Here is a 16,366-nt window from a genome sequence, read left to right on the forward strand (position 1 = left end):
CCCCCCGGCCGAGGGCCGGGGGGCGTCGCCGTACGCGGGTGGCGGACTGCAGGGCCGGGGCCGCAGGGCCCCGGGGCGAGCGGCCCGCCGGGTTACAGGGCCACGCCCAGGAGGGCGTCGACCGTGCGGGAGACGAGGCCGGGGGCCGACTCGTCGTCGCCGTCGGTGGCGATCTGGAGCTCGACCCAGCGGTCTACGGCCGCCAGGGCGGCGGGGGCGTCCAGGTCGTTGGAGAGGGCTTCCCGGACCTCTTCGACCAGGGCGTCGGCCGCGATGCCGTCCGGGCGGGAGACGGCCGCGCGCCAGCGCTCCAGGCGGGCCACGGCCTCGGCGAGGACGTCGTCCGTCCACTCCCAGTCGGCACGGTAGTGGTGGGAGAGCAGGGCCAGGCGGATCGCCGCGGGGTCCACCCCGGCACGCCGCAGGGCGGACACGAAGACCAGGTTGCCCTTGGACTTCGACATCTTCTCGCCGTGCAGAGCGACCATGCCGGCGTGTACGTACGCCTTGGCCATCGGGAACTCGCCCGTCAGGACCTGGGCGTGCGAGGCGCCCATCTCGTGGTGCGGGAAGACGAGGTCGGAGCCGCCGCCCTGGATGTCGAAGGTCATGCCCAGGTGGTCGAGGGCGATGGCGACGCACTCGATGTGCCAGCCGGGCCGGCCGCGGCCCAGCGAGGCGCCGTCCCAGCTGGGCTCGCCCGGACGCGCGGCCATCCACAGCATCGGGTCGAGGGGGTTCTTCTTGCCCGCGCGGTCGGGGTCGCCGCCCCGCTCGGCGGAGAGCAGCCGCATGGCCTCGGCGTCGAGGCGGGAGACCTTGCCGAAGTTCGGGTCGGACTCGACCGAGAAGTAGACGTCGCCTTCGAGCTCGTAGGCGGCGCCGACGTCCCGCAGCCGCTCGACCAGCGGCACGATGCCGGGTATGGCCTCGACGGCGCCGATGTAGTGCTGCGGCGGCAGCATCCGCAGGGCGGTCATGTCCTCGCGGAAGAGCGCCGTCTCGCGCTCGGCGAGCTCGGTCCAGTCCTGGTTGTCGCGCAGCGCCCGCTCCAGCAGCGGATCGTCCACGTCCGTGACGTTCTGGACGTACACAACCTGCCGCTTGGTGTCGAGCCACACGCGCTGCACGAGGTCGAACGCGTTGTAGGTCGCCGCGTGACCGATGTGGGTCGCGTCGTACGGGGTGATCCCGCACACGTAGATTCGGGCGACGGGACCGGGGGCGAGGGTGATCGTCCCCTGGGTCGCGGTGTCGTGGATCTGGAGGTCGCGGCCCTTGCCAGGCAGGGCGGGGACCTCAGAAGCGGGCCAGGCATGCATGCGTCGAGCGTAACCGGACGGGTGTTCCGAAAACGAACCGGACCTGCACTGTTGTCTTGATCGGCACTCTTGCGCCATGGCCGGATCTATGCCTGCGGGGCCGTGCCGTCTCAGACGGGCGGCCAGGGGATCGCGGGCCACTGCCCCGACGGCAGCGGATGCGTCCCGGTGCGCAGCAGCACGGCCACCCGGGCCCGTACGGCGGCGAGCTCGGCGGCGGTGACCAGTTCGCCCAGTCGGGTGGCGAGGGGTTCTCCCGCGGCCAGTGCGGCGTCCAGGGCGGCCAGCACGGAGCTCGCCTCCTCGGTCAGCGGCTCCCCCGCCCAGCCCCAGAGCAGGGTGCGCAGCTTGTCCTCGGTGTGGAAGCTCACTCCGTGGTCGATGCCGTAGATCCGCCCGTCGGGTGCGGGCAGCAGGTGGCCGCCCTTGCGGTCCCCGTTGTTGATCACCGCGTCGAGGACGGAGAGCCGGCGCAGCCGCTCGTCGTCGGCGTGGACGAGGAGCGCGGTGCGGCCCTCCCCGACCTCGGCGAAGGCGACGGGCCGCCAGCCCTCACCGGCCTCCTCGCCCTCCACGAGCGCGAGCAGTCCGTCCTCGGGCGAATCCCCCGCCTCGATCCACTGCTGGACCATGCCCTCGCCGTAGGGTCCCTCGCGCAGCACGGTCGGGGGCACCAGCCCCCAGCCGGTGGCCTCGGAGACGAGGTAGGCGGCGACCTCGCGCTGGGCGAGGTTCCCGTCGGGGAAGTCCCAGAGCGGGCGCTCTCCCTTGACGGGCTTGTACACGCAGTCGACGCTGACGCCCTCGTGCGCGACCGTGCACCGCAGGACGGCGTTGGACGCCTCGCGGATCCGGCCGACGACCGTGAGCTCCCCGTGTGCCAGCAGCTGTTCGAGCTCCCCCGTGGCGTTCACGCCTGGCGCCGGTAGCCGTTCTGGCGCGGGCAGACGTGACCCTCGGGGTCCAGCGGCAGGCTGCACAGCGGGCACGGCGGGCGGCCGGCGTTGACCACGTCCAGGGCCCGCTTGGCGAAGGCCCGGGCCTGGGCGCCGGTGAGGCGCACGCGCAGCATCGGCGGGCCGTTCTCCTCGTCCTGGAGGAGCCGCTCCTCCGCCTCGGCGAGGTCCTCTTCGGACTCGGCCTCCAGTTCCACCAGGGCCTGCGCTTCGACGATCATCCGCTGGTCCTCGCCGTCCCAGGCCAGGGCCATGGTGCCGACGCGGAACTCCTCGTCGACGGGGACGTCCAGGGGTGCGGTGTCGGTCGCCTCGGCGGGGGCGACGGCCGGGACCGGGGCATTGCCGCCGGTGCGCCGTACGACCTCGTCCAGCAGTTCGTCCATGCGCTCGGCGAGGGCCGCGACCTGGGTCTTCTCCAGGGAGACGCTGGTGACCCGGGGGCCGGTGGAGGCCTGCAGGAAGAACGTACGGCGGCCAGGCAGACCGACCGTGCCGGCCACGAAGCGGTCCGGCGGGTCGTAGAGGAACACCTGACGGGGCACGTCCAGTCTCCAAGTGTCTGCGGCAGGGGCAGGGCTGCGCCCATGTGTTGGCCCGTCCACCCTACTGCGCCGTTCGATCACACCGCGCCCGCGCCGCCCCCCACGACCGCGTTGCCGCCGTCTTCGGCCGCTTTGTCCTCGGCGGGCCTTGCGCGGGGCACGAACGAGGCGAAGTCCCCGGTGTCGCCGAGCCGGAGCAGGAACGGCCGGGTCGGCGTGTAGCGGATCGCGGTGACCGAGCAGGGGTCCACGTGGATCCGCTGGAAGAGGTCCAGGTGCATGCCGAGGGCGTCCGCGACGACGGACTTGATGATGTCCCCGTGCGAGCACATCAGGAAGACGGCGTCGCTGCCGTGCTCCTCCTCGATCCGCGCGTTCCAGTCGCGTACGCAGTCCACGGCGCGGGCCTGCATGGCCCGCATGGACTCCCCTCCGGGGAAGGCGGCGGCGGACGGGTGCTGCTGGACGACGCGCATCAGCGGTTCTTCGGACAGCTCGGAGAGTTTGCGGCCCGACCAGTCGCCGTAGTGGCACTCGCCGATCCGCTCGTCGGTGTGCAGGGGGAGCCCGGGCCGTTCGGCCAGCAGCGGGGCCAGGGTCTCGGCGCACCGCTGCAGCGGGCTGGTGACGGCGGCCGCGAGCGGGACCCCGGCGAGACGCCCGGGCAGCGCCGCGGCCTGCCCGGCACCGTGCTCGTCGAGGGTCACTCCCGGGGTCCAGCCGGCGAGCAGCCCTGCGGTGTTGGCGGTGGACCGCCCGTGTCGTACGAGGATCAGCGTGGCCATGCGGTCAGCCTAAGCGGTCGCGCCGGTGTGCGGGCGGGGCCCGGGCAGGGAACAATGCCCGCGTGATAGTGGACTGCGCGATGTACCGGAACGGCCGCCGCTCCCAGGCGCCCGAGGACTTCTCGGACGCCCTGGACGAGGCGCGGGCCACCGGCGACGCCTTCCTCTGGGTCGGCATGCACGAGCCGACGGAGAAGGAATTCGAGCACGTCAGCCAGGAGTTCGGGCTGCATCCGCTGGCGGTGGAGGACGCGCTGACCGCGCACCAGCGGCCCAAGCTGGAGGTCTACGACGATTCGCTCTTCGTGGTCCTCAAGCCGGTCATGTACGACGACGACGCGGACCGGGTGACCACGGGCGAGCTGATGGTGTTCATCGGCGACTCCTTCGTGGTCACGGTCCGGCACGGCGAGGGGGCCGCGCTGACCGCCGTGCGCCGGCGCCTCGAGCAGGACCCCGAGGTGCTCCGGCACGGCCCGACGGCGGTGCTGTACGCGGTCTCGGACGCGGTGGTGGACCACTACATCGAGGTGGCCGCCGAGCTCCAGGCGGACCTGGAGGAGTTGGAGGCCGAGGTGTTCTCGCCGAGCTCGGCGGACACCAAGAACACCGCCGCCCGGATCTACGCCTTCAAGCGGCAGGTCCTGGAGTTCCGCCGGTCCACGAGTCCGCTGCTGCAGCCGATGGACCGGCTCGCCTTCGGGACCGTGCCCTTCGTGCACGAGCACGCCCGGCCGTTCTTCCGCGACGTCGCCGACCACCTGACCAAGGCGAACGAGTACATCGAGGGCCTGGACCGGCTGCTCTCGGACGCCCTGGCCGCGCACCTGGCGCAGATGGGCGTCCGGCAGAACGACGACATGCGCAAGATCTCGGCCTGGGCGGCCATGGCGGCGGTCCCGACCATGGTGGCGGGGATCTACGGCATGAACTTCGAGCACATGCCCGAGCTCACCCACCGCTGGGGCTATCCGGCGGTGCTCGTCGTGATGGCGGCCCTGTGCGCGGGCCTGTACCGGATGTTCAAGCGGCGCGGCTGGCTCTGATCCGGGCGGCGGCCCGGCAAGGGCTCAGGCGAACTCCGGTGCCGTCGTCGCGGACGCGCCCAGCGGGTCGCTGCGCTCCGGCCGGCGCAGGTCCACCATCCGGTGCCAGCCGCTGAACCGCTCGTACGCGTACATCCCGCGGATCCCGGCCGCGAGCGCGGCCGCCTTCGGTGCGGGCCAATGCAGCAGCCGTCCCATGTGGCCCATGACGGCGAGGCTCACGTCGCGGTAGACGGCGATCTCGGCGAGCGCGCACTCGCGCAGCACGCGGTGGATGGTGCGGCCGTGGCCGGCGCGGGCGAGGCGGAGCAGTTCCTCGTGGCAGTAGGCCAGGTGGTTGGCCTCGTCCGCACCGATCATGCGGATGGCGTTGCCGAGCTCGGGATCGTCTCCGAAGTACCGGACCAGCATGTCCATCTGGTCGGCGGCACGTTGTTCGGTGACCCGGCTGTGGGCGAGGTAGACGACGATGTCCTCCTCGTTCAGGGACCGCTCGCCGCGCAGCTTGCCGTGGCTCAGGCCGATGCCGCGCCGCTCCAGCAGCATCGTGTAGTCGGTCTCGGGCGGTACGGGCACCGGGGGCAGGCCGCGCTTGCGGAGCAGCGCGTTGAAGATCCGGCCGTGTTTGTCCTCGTCGGCGCCGTGCCGGGTGATCTTGGGCGCGAGATCGCGCATGGAGTCGGGAACGAGGGCCGCGATGCGGGCGTTCTCCCAGCCGCCCTGGGCCTCGCCGCCGGCGGCGATGGAGCAGAACAGCTGGAAGGAGTCGTCGTGGTCGACGATCTCCCGGAACAGGCTGTGTGCAGAGAGCATGTGTCGAGTCAAAAGCCGATTCGCGGGCCGGGCAACCGGGTGGGTCCGCGACTCGGCCGAATGAACGACGGCGACCGGTGGGCCCGGGGGCGTAACCCCGCGGGCACCGGACGCGTTGTTGGCTGTGTCGGCCGTGGCGGGGAAGACCCCCCGAGCCCCCACCACGGCCGCAGAGCGTGAACCCGGGCAGTGAGCCGCGGGAGTGCGACGCGGGGCCGGTCAGGCGAGGCCCGCGAGCTCCATGGCCTCGGTGCCGGCCCGCAGGGCGGCGATCCGCTCGTCCAGGGTGAAGCCGGCGGGGGCGAGCGTCAGTGTGGTGACTCCGGCCTCCGCGTAGGCCCGCATCCCGTCCGCGATGCGCTCCACGCTTCCCAGCAGGGTGGTGGAGTCGATCAGCGAGTGCGGGACCGCGGCGGCCGCGCCCTGCTTGTCGCCCGCCAGGTACTTGTCCTGGACCTCGACCGCTTCCTTCTCGTAGCCCATGCGCTGGGCGAGCTGGTTGTAGAAGTTCTGCTTGCGGCTGCCCATGCCGCCCACGTACAGGGCGGTGTACGGGCGGAACACGTCCGCGAGCGCGTTCACGTCGTCGCCGAGGGCCAGCGGCACGGTCGGGCAGACGTCGAAGCCGTCCATCGTCAGGCCGGCCTTCTCGCGGCCCGCCCGGATGTGCGTGAGCGCGGTGGCCTCCAGGTGCTCGGCGGCGGGGAAGATCAGCAGCGCGCCGTCCGCGATCTCGCCGGTCTGCTCCAGGTTCTTGGGCCCGATGGCGGCGATGTAGAGCGGGATGTGCTCGCGCTCGGGGTGCACGGTCAGCTTCAGGGGCTTGCCGGGGCCGTCGGGCAGCGGCAGGGTCCAGTGCTCGCCCTCGTAGGACAGCCGCTCGCGGCTCATCGCCTTGCGGACGATCTCCACGTACTCGCGGGTCCGGGCGAGCGGCTTGTCGAACTTGACGCCGTACCAGCCCTCGGAGACCTGCGGTCCCGAGACGCCGAGGCCGAGCCGGAAGCGGCCCTTGGTCAGGGAGTCGAGGGTGGCGGCCGTCATGGCCGTCATCGCCGGCTGGCGGGCCGGGATCTGCAGGATCGCCGAGCCGACGTCGATCCGCTCGGTCTGGGCGGCGACCCAGGCCAGCACGGTCGGGGCGTCCGAGCCGTAGGCTTCCGCGGCCCAGCAGACGTCGTAGCCGAGACGGTCGGCCTCCTGCGCGACGGCGAGGTTGTCGGCGTCCATGCCAGCGCCCCAGTAGCCGAGATTGATGCCGAGCCGCATGTGTCGTCCCCTTACCGGTTTACCGATCAGTAACGTTGGTCTGCGGGGACTGTAGCGCGCCCGGGTGCCCCGCGTCAGTGCCGCAGTAGTCTCAGCCCTCATGGAGCAGAGGCATCTCGGTCGCACCGGACTGCGCGTCTCCCGGCTCGGCCTCGGCACACTGACCTGGGGCCGGTCGGCGGACGGACCGGACGAGGCGGAAGCGGCCGCGCAGTTGAAGACGTTCTGGAACGCGGGCGGCACGCTCGTCGACACGGCCGACGTGTACGGCGGCGGTGAGGCGGAGTACCTCCTCGGGCAGTTGATCGGTTCCGTCGTACCTCGGCGGGACCTGGTGATCGCCACCAAGGCCGGCGGGGTCGCGGACCCGGACCGCCGCTTCGACGGTTCGCGCGGCCATCTGCTGGCAGCGCTCGACGACTCGCTGGCCCGCCTCGACACGGACTACGTCGACCTCTGGCAAGTCCACGCCTTCGATCCCTGGACCCCGATGGAGGAGACCCTCCAGGCGCTGGACATCGCTGTGAGCAGCGGTCGGGCGCGGTACGCGGGCGTGTCCAACTTCAGCGGTTGGCAGCTCGCGAAGGCCGCGACCTGGCAGCTCGCGGCGCCGGGGGTACGGACCCGGCTGGCATCGACGCAGATGGAGTACTCGCTGCTCCAGCGCGGCGTGGAGCGGGAGGTGCTGCCGGCGGCGCTGGACCTCGGCGTGGCCCTGCTGCCCTCCTCCCCCCTGGGCCGGGGCGTCCTGACGGGCAAGTACCGGTCCGGTACCCCGGCGGACTCGCGGGGCGCCTCGCAGACCCTGGCCGCCTTCGTGGACCCGTACCTCGACGAGGCGGCGAGGCGGATCGTGGACGCGGTGGCGACGGCCGCCCACGGCCTGGCGGTGACCCCGCTCCAGGTGGCCCTGGCATGGGTCCGGGACCGCCCGGCGGTGGCCGCCCCGATCCTCGGCGCGCGCACGTCGGCGCAGCTCGGGGCGGCTCTGTCGGTGGAGACGCTTAGTCTTCCGGAGGAGATCCGCCGGGCGCTGGACGACGTTTCGGCGCCCGTCCACCGCTATCCCGATCAGGACTGGAGCACTCTGTGAGCGACACCGCTGCCGCCGACGCCGCTGCCGCGGAGGACCCGGCCGCCCCCGGTGCCGGCACGGCACCGGCCCCCACCGGCGACGAAGCCTCCGGCGAAGCCGCGGCCCCCTCCCGCGAGGCGGGGGACGACGACGGCGGAGCCGGGACCGGGGCCGGGGGTCCGGAGGCGGACGCCGCGCTGACCGGCGAAGCCGGAGACGGGAACCCGGAGGCGGACGCCGCGCCGTCCGACGCAGCCGGGGACGGGGGGCCGGGGGCGGAGCCTGCGGTTTCGGGAAGGGGCGGGGTGGGGGAAGGCCCCGCAGGGCCCGCCGCCGACGACTCTGACGCGGAGGCCGACCCGGCGCCGGCCGCCGCCGACGCGGTCGCGGAAGGGGCCGCCGAGGCCAAGCCCGCGCTCAGCGAGGCCGCCGCGGAGCTGGCCGCGCAGAAGATCGAGCGGGAGCGCATCGCGCGCCGCAAGGCCGAGCGCGAGGGACCCGTCGAGGCCGGGGCCAAGCTCAGCGGGAAGGCCGCCGATCTGCTGGCCGCCGTACGGGCCGTCGAGGGCGGGGGCAAACCCCCCGCCGAGTTCGACGCGCCCCCGGCGCCGCGCAGGACCGTCCCGGCGCCCGCGCCGGAGCGCACCCCCGGGGCGGACCCGGAGACCGCGTCCGCACCCGCCCCGTCGGCGCCGCCGCCGGCCGCGCCCATGCCCGCACCCGTGACCGCGACCCCGGCCGCCCCCTCCGACGCCGCCGTCCGGGCCGTCCGCGACGTGCTCGCCCGGGGCGGTGCGCCCGAGGCCCTCGCCCCGCAGGCCGCCGCCGTCCTCGGCGACGGCGCCGCCGAGGAGCTGGCGCGCTCCCCTTGGCGGCTGCTGGCCGTCGCCGGGGTCCGTCCGGCCCAGGCCGACGGTTTCGCCCGCGCCCTGCTCGGCGCCGGGCAGACCGGCCCCGGGGACGAGCGAAGGGCCGCCGCCCTGGTGGGCTGGCTGCTCGCCCAGGCCGCCGCCAAGGGGCACACGGTGCTCGAAGCCCCGACCCTGGAGGCCGCGCTCGCCCAGTACGGCGTACCGGACCCGGCCGAGGCCCTGGAGGCCGCCGTCGGCGACGGAGCCGCGCTGGCTTTCGAGGAGCCGGTCGGTCCGCCCGCCGGTGAGGACGAGGAGCCCCTCGTGCGGATCCTCGTGGGGCTGGAGGGCTGCGCCATGGCCGAGGAGAGCCTCGCCGAGGGCCTGGCCCGCCTCGCCGGCACCTTCACGGACCCCGCCGACTGGGACAAGGCCGCTACCGGCCCCGGCGCCGAGCTGATCCGTGCCGTCGCCGGCCACGGCCTGGTCGCCCACACCGGCGGCGAGGCCGCCCGCGCCGAACCGCGCGCACTCCTCGCGGCGGCCCGGGAGTTCGGCCTGCGGGCCTGCCTGGCCGCGCACGCCCCGGCCGAGGGCGCCGTCACCGTGGCCGGGCTGCTCAACGGCACCGAGGGGCCGGGCCGGGACGCGGACGGTCACTTCGCGCTGGACCTGCTCATCGTCCTCGACGCCCCGCAGCTCGACGTGGAGACGGCCGCCGCGCTGGTGGAGTCCGTCCCCGACGGCGCCCGGCTGGTGCTGTCCGGCGACCCCGCCGTGCTGGGGTCCGCCGGGCCCGGCCGGGTCTTCGCCGATGTGCTCGCGGCCCGTGCCTGCCCCCGGCTCGTCTCGCGCGTCCCGGACCCCGGTCCGATCGGCGAGCTGGTCTCCGGGGTCGGCGTCGGGGAGCTGATCCAGGTCGACGCCCCCGCCAAGGAGGTCGTCATCGTCCCGGTCCGCGACGCCGGGGAAGCCGTGCACCGGACGGTGCAGCTGGTGGCGGAGTCCGTGCCCCGCGCCTTCGGGATCCCGGCGGACGCGGTCCAGGTGATCACCCCGGGTCACGGCGGTTCGGCGGGTACCCGCGCGCTCAACGCGGCCCTCAAGGAGCGGCTGAACCCGGGCCCCGGCCGCTTCGGCGGCTTCGACCCCGGTGACCGCGTGGTCCATGTGCCCTCCCCCGGGCGGGCCCTGCCGGCCCGGGTGGTGTCGGCCGACGCGCAGGGGCTGCACCTGGCCGCGGCCGGAGGGGCGCGGATCGTCGTAGCCAGGGAGCGGGTGGAGTCACAGGTGCGGCACGGCTGGGCCGTGACGGCGCACCAGGCCGTCGGGGCGCGCTGGCCCGCGGTGGTCGTCGTACTGCCGGGGGACGCGGCGCAGGCCCTGTCGCGGGACTGGGTGTACACGGCGTTCGGCCGGGCCGAGCGGCACCTCTCGGTGGTGCACGGCGTGGACCAGGCGTTGCCGCGCGCGGTCGCGGAGGTCCCCGCGAAGCCCCGTACGACCCGGCTGGCGGCCCTGCTGCGGGCGCTCGTGGAGCCGGCGCGGGGACCGGAGCAGGCCTGACGGCTGCCTGTGACACGAGCGCGCGGCCCCGTCCCGGGTGGGACGGGGCCGCGGCGCTCTCATGCGGGAGACGGCCGACCGCGGCCGGCCCGGGGGTCAGGCCGGGGCCAGGCCCGGCTCCGCCGCCTCTTCGTCGTCGGCGTCCTCGTCGAGGTCCTCGTCGAAGACCGAGCTGACGTCGAACCGGTGCATCACGTCCTGCGGATCGATGTGGGCGAAGGGCGAACCCAGCCACTCCCCCGGTTCGGCGACGTCCTCCGAGGCCGCGATCCAGAGCGTGGAGTCGCCCTCCTCCAGCCCGAAGTCCTTGGCGCGGGACGCGATCTCGTCGGGCTCGTACTCGCCGAAGAGCACGCCGAGCGCGCCGGCGGTGCCGCCGTCGTGTCCGACTTCGGCTTCGCGGTCGTGCGCGACGACGCGCTCGGCCTGGGCGATGAGGCGGGCCGGTTCGACGACCGCGTAGTCGCGGCGGATGAGCACGCTGAAGGCGGCGGGCTCGGCGGGCCCGGTGTACGGGAGCCCGTCCTCGGGGCTGGGGATCTCGAAGGGGGTGACCTCGTCGTAGCGGTCGTAGAGGAACTCGTCGTAGACCTCGGCGGCGGCGGCGAGTTCGTTGAACGCCGCGTAGACGTCAGGATCATCGTCCCCGATCCTGCTCTCGACCGCGGCGAGGTGACGGTCGAGCGCGGCCTTGACCGCCTCGGCGGCGGCGCGTACCTCGGCAACAGTGGGCAGAGCGGCATCAGACATAGTGCAGACGCTATCCGTAGCAGGGCTCTGCCCGCACAATAGATGCGATGCCGGAATACGAATTTGTCGACTTGTACGTGCCCCGCGGGGTTCCACGTCAGGAAACGACCCGCATGTTGACCGATCACGCCGAGTACGGGCATTGGGAGCTCGACCGGCTGACCCTGCTCCGGGACGGCAGCCGCCGCGTGCGGCTGCGCCGCCGGATCATCCGTCAGGTCCGCGCGACCTGGTGAGGCGGCTCCCGGGAGGGGGCCGCCCCAAGCAGGACGTATGCGTGAACGTCCGTCAGGCGGCCTTGCGCGCCCGGCGGTAGAGAACGGCGCCGGCCAGGAGCATGCCCGCGGCCAGGGGGATCCCGGCGGTGAGGGTTCCACCGGCGCCGGTGGCGGCGAGGCCGGGCCCCTCGCCGGGGGTCGACCCGTTGCCCGAGCCGGTCCCCGGGGCGGGGTGCGTCACCGGGGTCACCGATCCGGTGCCGGGCCCCGTGCCCGGACCGGTGGGCGTGCCGGGATTCCCCGGGTTCCCGTGGTCACCCGGACCACCCGGATTGCCGTGGTCACCCGGACCACCGGGGTTCCCGTGATCGCCCGGACCACCGGGATTCCCGTGGTCACCCGGACCACCCGGATTCCCGTGATCACCCGGACCACCCGGACCACCCGGATTCCCGTGGTCACCCGGACCACCCGGATTCCCGTGATCGCCCGGACCACCGGGATTCCCGTGATCGCCCGGACCACCCGGGTGTTCGGGGTGGTTCGGCTCGTCGTCGTCGCACGGCTCGTCCGGGTGGCCCGGGTTGTCCGGGTGGTGCGGGTGCTGGGGATGGCCCGGGTGTTGCTGCTGGTGTCCGGGTCGGGCCGAGAGGTTGGCGCAGCGGTTGCCGAAGGCCGGGTTGAGGGCCCCCACCACCGTCACCGTGTTCCCGCAGGCGTTGACGGGTGCGTCCACGGGTGCCTGGAGGGTGTTCCCGGACAGCAGGCCCGGTGAGTGCGCGGCTTGGCCCGAGGCGCCGGAGTCCGCGTGTGCGTAACCCCCTCCGAGCGCGATCAGACCACCTGCCGCCGCCATGGTGATCAAGGTCTTCCTGCCGGTGACCGGTACCTGTCGTCGCATCTGTACTTCGTCCCCTGATGTGTGCTTGGTGCGCGTGCACGCTCGGTCGGCGCGCTGGTCGCACAGGCTCCCCCGCCTGGCGCGCCGAAAGGATCAATATCGGGCCGCAAAGCCCAGCGGCCCCGGAGCGCTCGAAAGCGCTCCGGGGCCCCAGAACTGTCAGAAGCGTCAGGCGTTGACGCAGGTGTTGCCGAAAGCCGGGTTCAGCAGGCCGATCACGGAGACCGTGTTGCCGCAGACGTTCACGGGGATGTGAACGGGAACCTGGATGACGTTGCCGGACGCGACACCGGGCGAACCGATGGCCGCACCCTGTGCACCAGCGTCGGCGACAGCCAGGCCCGCTCCCGCGAGAACCAGACCACCGGTGGCAGCCGCAGCGGCGACAACCTTCTTGAGCATTGTTCCTCCTAGTAGGCAAGTGCGGTCCCAGCCGCGGACCGCACCACCTGTAACGAGGAGGGATCACCGGGGCTACGAGCGTATGAGCGCATTCACTCTTCTCAGTGGAATCCGCACACCTTCCCGAATTGCGGGCGTTAGCTTCGCCCCGCTCTTCTCGCGGCCCGCCTCAGGACTCGTCGATGAACCGGTCGAGCACGCGCACGCCGAACTTCAGACCCTCCACCGGCACCCGCTCGTCCACGCCGTGGAACATCCCGGCGAAGTCCAGCTCCGGCGGCAGCCGCAGCGGCGCGAAGCCGAAGCAGCGGATGCCCAGGTCGTCGAAGGACTTGGCGTCCGTACCGCCGGAGAGCATGTACGGGACCGCGTGCGCGATCGGGTCGTGGGCCTTGAGGGCGGTCTGCATGGCGTCGACGAGCTTCCCGTCGAAGTCCGTTTCGAGCGCCTTGTCCGCGTGGACGTCCTCCCGCTTCACGCGCGGGCCGAGGATCCGGTCGAGATCGGCGAAGAACTCGTCCTCGTAGCCCGGCAGGAAACGGCCGTCCACGTGGGCGGTGGCCTGGCCGGGGATGACGTTGACCTTGTAGCCGGCGCCGAGCATGGTCGGGGCGGCGGAGTTGCGCAGCGTCGCTCCGACCATCTTGGCGATGCCGCCGAGCTTGGCGAGCGTGGCGTCCATGTCGTCCGGGTCGAGCGGGGTGCCCAGCGCGTCCGACAGCTCGTCCAGGAAGCTCCGCACGGTCTTGGTGACCCGCACCGGCCACTTGTGGCGGCCCAGGCGCCCCACGGCCTCGCAGAGCTCCGTGATGGCGTTGTCGTTGTTGGTCATGGACCCGTGGCCGGCGGTGCCGTCGACCGTGAGCCGCATCCAGTGCATGCCCTTCTGCGCGGTCTCCACCAGGTACAGCCGCAGGTTCTCGTTGACGGTGAAGGAGAAGCCGCCGACCTCGCCGATCGCCTCGGTGACGCCCTCGAAGAGCCCGGGGTGCTTGTCGACGAGGTGGCGGGCCCCGTAGACGCCGCCGGCTTCCTCGTCGGCGAGGAAGGCGAGCACGATGTCGCGCGGGGGCTTGCGGCCGCTGCGCATGCGGTCGCGTACGACGGCCAGCGTCATCGCGTCCATGTCCTTCATGTCGACCGCGCCGCGGCCCCACACGCAGCCGTCGGCGATCTCGCCGGCGAAGGGGTCGTACGTCCAGTCGGCGGCGTTGGCCGGGACCACGTCGGTGTGCCCGTGGATCAGCAGCGCGGGCCGCGAGGGGTCCTCGCCCTCGATCCGCGCCACGGTCGAGGCGCGCCCCTTGTGCGATTCGAAGATCTGCGGCTCCAGCCCGACCTCGGCGAGCTGCTCGGCGACCCACTCGGCCGCCTTGCGCTCGCCCGGCCCCGAGTGGTCCCCGTAGTTGCTGGTGTCGATCCGGATGAGGTCCCGGCAGAGGTCGACGACCTCGTCCTCGCCCGAGACGGTCCTGCCCGCGCCCGATTCGCTCACGCTGCTTCCTCCCACTGATCAGTACCGAACTGCCTCCATCCTCCCGCTCGGGGCCGCTTCGCCCAAGGGCGATCCCCGGCCGCCGGGGGGTGTGATCGAGGACCCCGGAATGTTTGGTAATGTTTTCCACGTCGGAACGGCCCGCGAGGGACGCGAGACAGACACCTTGTCCGGGTGGCGGAATGGCAGACGCGCTAGCTTGAGGTGCTAGTGCCCTTTATCGGGCGTGGGGGTTCAAGTCCCCCCTCGGACACCAGCGAGAACCCCACTTCACGTGGGGTTTTCTGCGTTGTGGGACAACTCCGGAGCGGGTCGCGCGCGGTGGGGCCGGGATATTCTGGGCCGGTGAACGAGAACCTTCCCCCTTGTCCGAAATGCTCCTGCGCGTACACCTACGAGATGAACGCGCTCGTGGTGTGCCCCGAGTGCGGTCACGAGTGGGTGCCCGCCGAGGCGGCCGCGGACGGCAGCGAGAACACCGGGGAGCGCGTCGTGAAGGACGCCGTGGGCAACGTGCTGAGCGACGGCGACACCGTGACGGTCACCAAGGCGCTCAAGGTCAAGGGCAGCCCCTCGGGGATCAAGGCCGGCACCAAGGTGCGCAACATCCGGCTCGTCGACGGCGTCGACGGGCACGACATCGACTGCAAGATCGACGGCTTCGGAGCCATGCAGCTGAAGTCCGGCGTGGTCAAGAAGGCCTGACCGCCGGGCCCCGCCGGATACGACGAGAGGGACCCCGCCGCGGCGGGGTCCCTCTCGTCGTATCCGCTTCCGGTCAGTCGCCCGGGGTGGAATCGGCCGCCTGGTCGAGGCGGAAGGCCTCGTTGCCCAGGCCGATCCGCGCGTGGACCTCGGGTCGGGTCGAGCGCAGGACCAGTCCGTACACGAGGCCGACGACCACGGCGGCGGCGATGATGCCGGGCAGTGCCCAGCTGAGCGCGGAGCCCTCCTCGGCGCCGACCAGGACGCCGAAGTCCCTGACGGTGTAGACGGCGATGGCGAGCAGCGCGACCCCGGCGAGGCCGGACGCGACGAGGCGCCAGATCTGGGCGCCCGCGGTGCCCCGGCGGACGAAGAAGGCGATGACCGCGAAGGAGGCGGTGGCCATCAGGAGGGTGACGCCCAGGGCGCCGACGCTGCCCATCCAGGTGAACAGGTGCAGGACGGGTGCGGTGGGGTCGCCGGTCGGCATGTCGTCGGTGAGCGCGAAGGCCAGGACGACGACGACGGAGACGACGGTCTGCAGGAGCGAGCCGGTGGCGGGGGCGCCCGTGCCGGCGTTGGTGCGGCCGAAGGCGGCCGGGAGCAGGCCCTCGCGGCCCATGGCGAAGGCGTAGCGGGACACGACGTTGTGGAAGCTGAGCATCGCCGCGAACATGCCGGACACGAACAGGATGTGCAGGACGTCGGTGAAGGTGGCGCCCAGGCGGCTCTCGGTGAGCTGGAAGAGCAAGCCGGGGCCGGCCTCGGCGGAGGCTTCGACCACCTCGCCGGGGCCGGTGGCGACGGTGAGGGCCCAGGCGCTGAAGGCGAAGAAGAGGGCGACGAAGCCGACGGCGAGGAACATCACCCGGGAGACGACGATGTGCGGCTTGCTGGTCTCCTCGGCGTACACAGGGGACTGCTCGAAGCCGACGAAGGCGGCGATGCAGAAGCACAGGGCGGTGCCGAGGCCGGCGCCGGTGAGGGTCTCGGGGTTGAAGGCGTGCAGCGAGAGGCCTTCGGGGCCGGGCTTGCCGAGGGCGGCGAGGTCGAAGACCACGACGAGGAGCACCTCGATGACCAGCAGGACGCCGAGGACCTTGGCGTTGAGGTCGATCTTCAGCCAGCCGAGTGCGCCGGTGAGGGCGACGGCGGCCAGGGCCGGTATCCACCAGGCGAGTTCGGTGTCGAGGTAGGTGGCGAAGAGGCCGGACATCTCGAAGCCGAGGATGCCGTAGACGCCGACCTGCATGGCGCTGTACGCGACGAGGGCGACGAGCGAGGCGCCCGCGCCGGCGGTGGGGCCGAGCCCGCGCGCGATGTAGGCGTAGAAGGCTCCGGCGTTGTGGACGTGCCGGCTCATCTCGGCGTAGCCGATGCCGAAGAGCGCGAGGACGGCGCCGAGGATGACGAACAGCAGCGGCTGGCCGACGATGCCCATGACGCCGAAGGTGGTGGGCATGACGCCGGCGACGACCATCAGGGGGGCGCTCGCGGCGAGGACGGAGAGCAGCAGGCCGGCGGTGCCGAGGCGGTCGGCGCGCAGCGCGCGGTCCTGGCCCTTGTACGTACGGATCTCGGCCGGTCCGGCCGGCTCGGTGAGCGTGTTGGATCTGCCCGTCGGCATGGCGGGGTGTCCTTTCGAGGCGGGAACGGAGCGGTGCGGG

General features: G+C 72.9%; 17 protein-coding genes, 1 tRNA gene and 1 pseudogene. 7 read left to right on the forward strand and 12 right to left on the reverse strand.

Annotated features, from left to right (window positions below):
* Positions 1 to 92: 92 nt before the first annotated feature.
* From mshC to ACFWBY_RS30135, 4 genes are all read right to left on the reverse strand, one after another.
* Positions 93 to 1,322 carry a cysteine--1-D-myo-inosityl 2-amino-2-deoxy-alpha-D-glucopyranoside ligase gene (gene mshC, locus ACFWBY_RS30120; protein WP_385335468.1) on the reverse strand — a complete coding sequence of 410 codons (1,230 nt, stop codon included), beginning with the start codon at positions 1,320 to 1,322 and terminating at the stop codon, positions 93 to 95.
* 110 nt (positions 1,323 to 1,432) lie between these two features.
* Positions 1,433 to 2,269, reverse strand: a complete 837-nt coding sequence (locus ACFWBY_RS30125) for an SCO1664 family protein (RefSeq protein WP_385335486.1) — start codon at positions 2,267 to 2,269, stop codon at positions 1,433 to 1,435.
* Complete coding sequence (locus ACFWBY_RS30130) at positions 2,233 to 2,823, reverse strand: DUF3090 domain-containing protein (RefSeq protein ID WP_385335466.1); 591 nt, start codon at positions 2,821 to 2,823, stop codon at positions 2,233 to 2,235. Before ACFWBY_RS30130 ends, ACFWBY_RS30125 begins: the two co-directional genes overlap by 37 nt.
* 77 nt (positions 2,824 to 2,900) lie before the next feature.
* Positions 2,901 to 3,608, reverse strand: a complete 708-nt coding sequence (locus ACFWBY_RS30135) for a histidine phosphatase family protein (RefSeq protein WP_385335464.1) — start codon at positions 3,606 to 3,608, stop codon at positions 2,901 to 2,903.
* A gap of 62 nt (positions 3,609 to 3,670) precedes the next feature.
* Between ACFWBY_RS30135 and corA the strand changes: the two genes are divergently transcribed.
* Entirely contained in the window at positions 3,671 to 4,654 is a 984-nt protein-coding gene (gene corA, locus ACFWBY_RS30140; protein ID WP_385335462.1) for a magnesium/cobalt transporter CorA, read from the forward strand.
* A gap of 24 nt (positions 4,655 to 4,678) precedes the next feature.
* On the opposite strand, the gene ACFWBY_RS30145 is transcribed toward corA, so the two are convergent.
* Positions 4,679 to 5,467: a ferritin-like domain-containing protein gene (locus ACFWBY_RS30145; protein ID WP_385335460.1), complete on the reverse strand. Its 789-nt coding sequence runs from the start codon at positions 5,465 to 5,467 to the stop codon at positions 4,679 to 4,681.
* A gap of 219 nt (positions 5,468 to 5,686) precedes the next feature.
* Positions 5,687 to 6,736, reverse strand: coding sequence for an LLM class F420-dependent oxidoreductase (locus ACFWBY_RS30150; protein WP_385335458.1), 1,050 nt, complete (start codon positions 6,734 to 6,736; stop codon positions 5,687 to 5,689).
* Between the two features lie 100 nt (positions 6,737 to 6,836).
* Here ACFWBY_RS30150 and ACFWBY_RS30155 point away from each other — a divergent pair, with 100 nt between their 5' ends.
* Positions 6,837 to 7,829 carry an aldo/keto reductase gene (locus ACFWBY_RS30155; RefSeq protein WP_385335456.1) on the forward strand — a complete coding sequence of 331 codons (993 nt, stop codon included), beginning with the start codon at positions 6,837 to 6,839 and terminating at the stop codon, positions 7,827 to 7,829.
* Positions 7,826 to 10,228 (forward strand): helix-hairpin-helix domain-containing protein, encoded by a 2,403-nt coding sequence (locus ACFWBY_RS30160; RefSeq protein ID WP_385335454.1) that lies wholly within the window; start codon positions 7,826 to 7,828, stop codon positions 10,226 to 10,228. The genes ACFWBY_RS30155 and ACFWBY_RS30160 overlap by 4 nt, the downstream gene beginning before the upstream one ends.
* Positions 10,229 to 10,324: 96 nt before the next feature.
* Here the strand turns inward: ACFWBY_RS30160 and ACFWBY_RS30165 are convergent, their stop codons facing one another.
* On the reverse strand, positions 10,325 to 10,978 hold the full coding sequence (locus tag ACFWBY_RS30165) for a hypothetical protein (protein ID WP_385335452.1): 654 nt from the start codon (positions 10,976 to 10,978) through the stop codon (positions 10,325 to 10,327).
* Positions 10,979 to 11,025: 47 nt separating this feature from the next.
* On the opposite strand from ACFWBY_RS30165, the gene ACFWBY_RS30170 reads away from it, so the two are divergent.
* A complete protein-coding gene (locus tag ACFWBY_RS30170) occupies positions 11,026 to 11,214 on the forward strand; it encodes a DUF5703 family protein (RefSeq protein WP_190185296.1) in 189 nt (62 codons plus the stop codon).
* Between the two features lie 52 nt (positions 11,215 to 11,266).
* Here ACFWBY_RS30170 and ACFWBY_RS30175 read toward each other — a convergent pair whose 3' ends face one another.
* Entirely contained in the window at positions 11,267 to 11,437 is a 171-nt protein-coding gene (locus ACFWBY_RS30175) for a hypothetical protein (protein ID WP_385409728.1), read from the reverse strand.
* A gap of 177 nt (positions 11,438 to 11,614) precedes the next feature.
* On the opposite strand from ACFWBY_RS30175, the gene ACFWBY_RS30180 reads away from it, so the two are divergent.
* Complete coding sequence (locus ACFWBY_RS30180) at positions 11,615 to 11,971, forward strand: hypothetical protein (protein ID WP_385409729.1); 357 nt, start codon at positions 11,615 to 11,617, stop codon at positions 11,969 to 11,971.
* On the opposite strand, the pseudogene ACFWBY_RS30185 reads toward ACFWBY_RS30180, so the two are convergent.
* The 3 genes and pseudogenes from ACFWBY_RS30185 to ACFWBY_RS30195 form a co-directional block, all read right to left on the reverse strand.
* A pseudogene (locus tag ACFWBY_RS30185) lies at positions 11,909 to 12,097 on the reverse strand (chaplin); the annotation flags it as partial. The gene ACFWBY_RS30180 and the pseudogene ACFWBY_RS30185 sit on opposite strands and share 63 nt — an antisense overlap.
* Before the next feature lie 168 nt (positions 12,098 to 12,265).
* Positions 12,266 to 12,499 carry a chaplin ChpH gene (gene chpH / locus ACFWBY_RS30190; protein WP_365917942.1) on the reverse strand — a complete coding sequence of 78 codons (234 nt, stop codon included), beginning with the start codon at positions 12,497 to 12,499 and terminating at the stop codon, positions 12,266 to 12,268.
* A gap of 169 nt (positions 12,500 to 12,668) precedes the next feature.
* Entirely contained in the window at positions 12,669 to 13,994 is a 1,326-nt protein-coding gene (locus ACFWBY_RS30195) for a M20/M25/M40 family metallo-hydrolase (RefSeq protein WP_385335446.1), read from the reverse strand.
* 168 nt (positions 13,995 to 14,162) lie between these two features.
* Here ACFWBY_RS30195 and ACFWBY_RS30200 point away from each other — a divergent pair.
* Positions 14,163 to 14,250 (forward strand) — tRNA-Leu (locus ACFWBY_RS30200).
* Between the two features lie 89 nt (positions 14,251 to 14,339).
* Positions 14,340 to 14,699, forward strand: a complete 360-nt coding sequence (locus ACFWBY_RS30205; RefSeq protein ID WP_385335444.1) for a zinc ribbon domain-containing protein YjdM — start codon at positions 14,340 to 14,342, stop codon at positions 14,697 to 14,699.
* 73 nt (positions 14,700 to 14,772) lie between these two features.
* On the opposite strand, the gene ACFWBY_RS30210 is transcribed toward ACFWBY_RS30205, so the two are convergent.
* A complete protein-coding gene (locus tag ACFWBY_RS30210; protein ID WP_385335442.1) occupies positions 14,773 to 16,326 on the reverse strand; it encodes an APC family permease in 1,554 nt (517 codons plus the stop codon).
* Positions 16,327 to 16,366 lie beyond the last annotated feature (40 nt).

This window comes from Streptomyces sp. NPDC060049 (assembly GCF_042736715.1).
GTDB lineage: Bacteria > Actinomycetota > Actinomycetes > Streptomycetales > Streptomycetaceae > Streptomyces.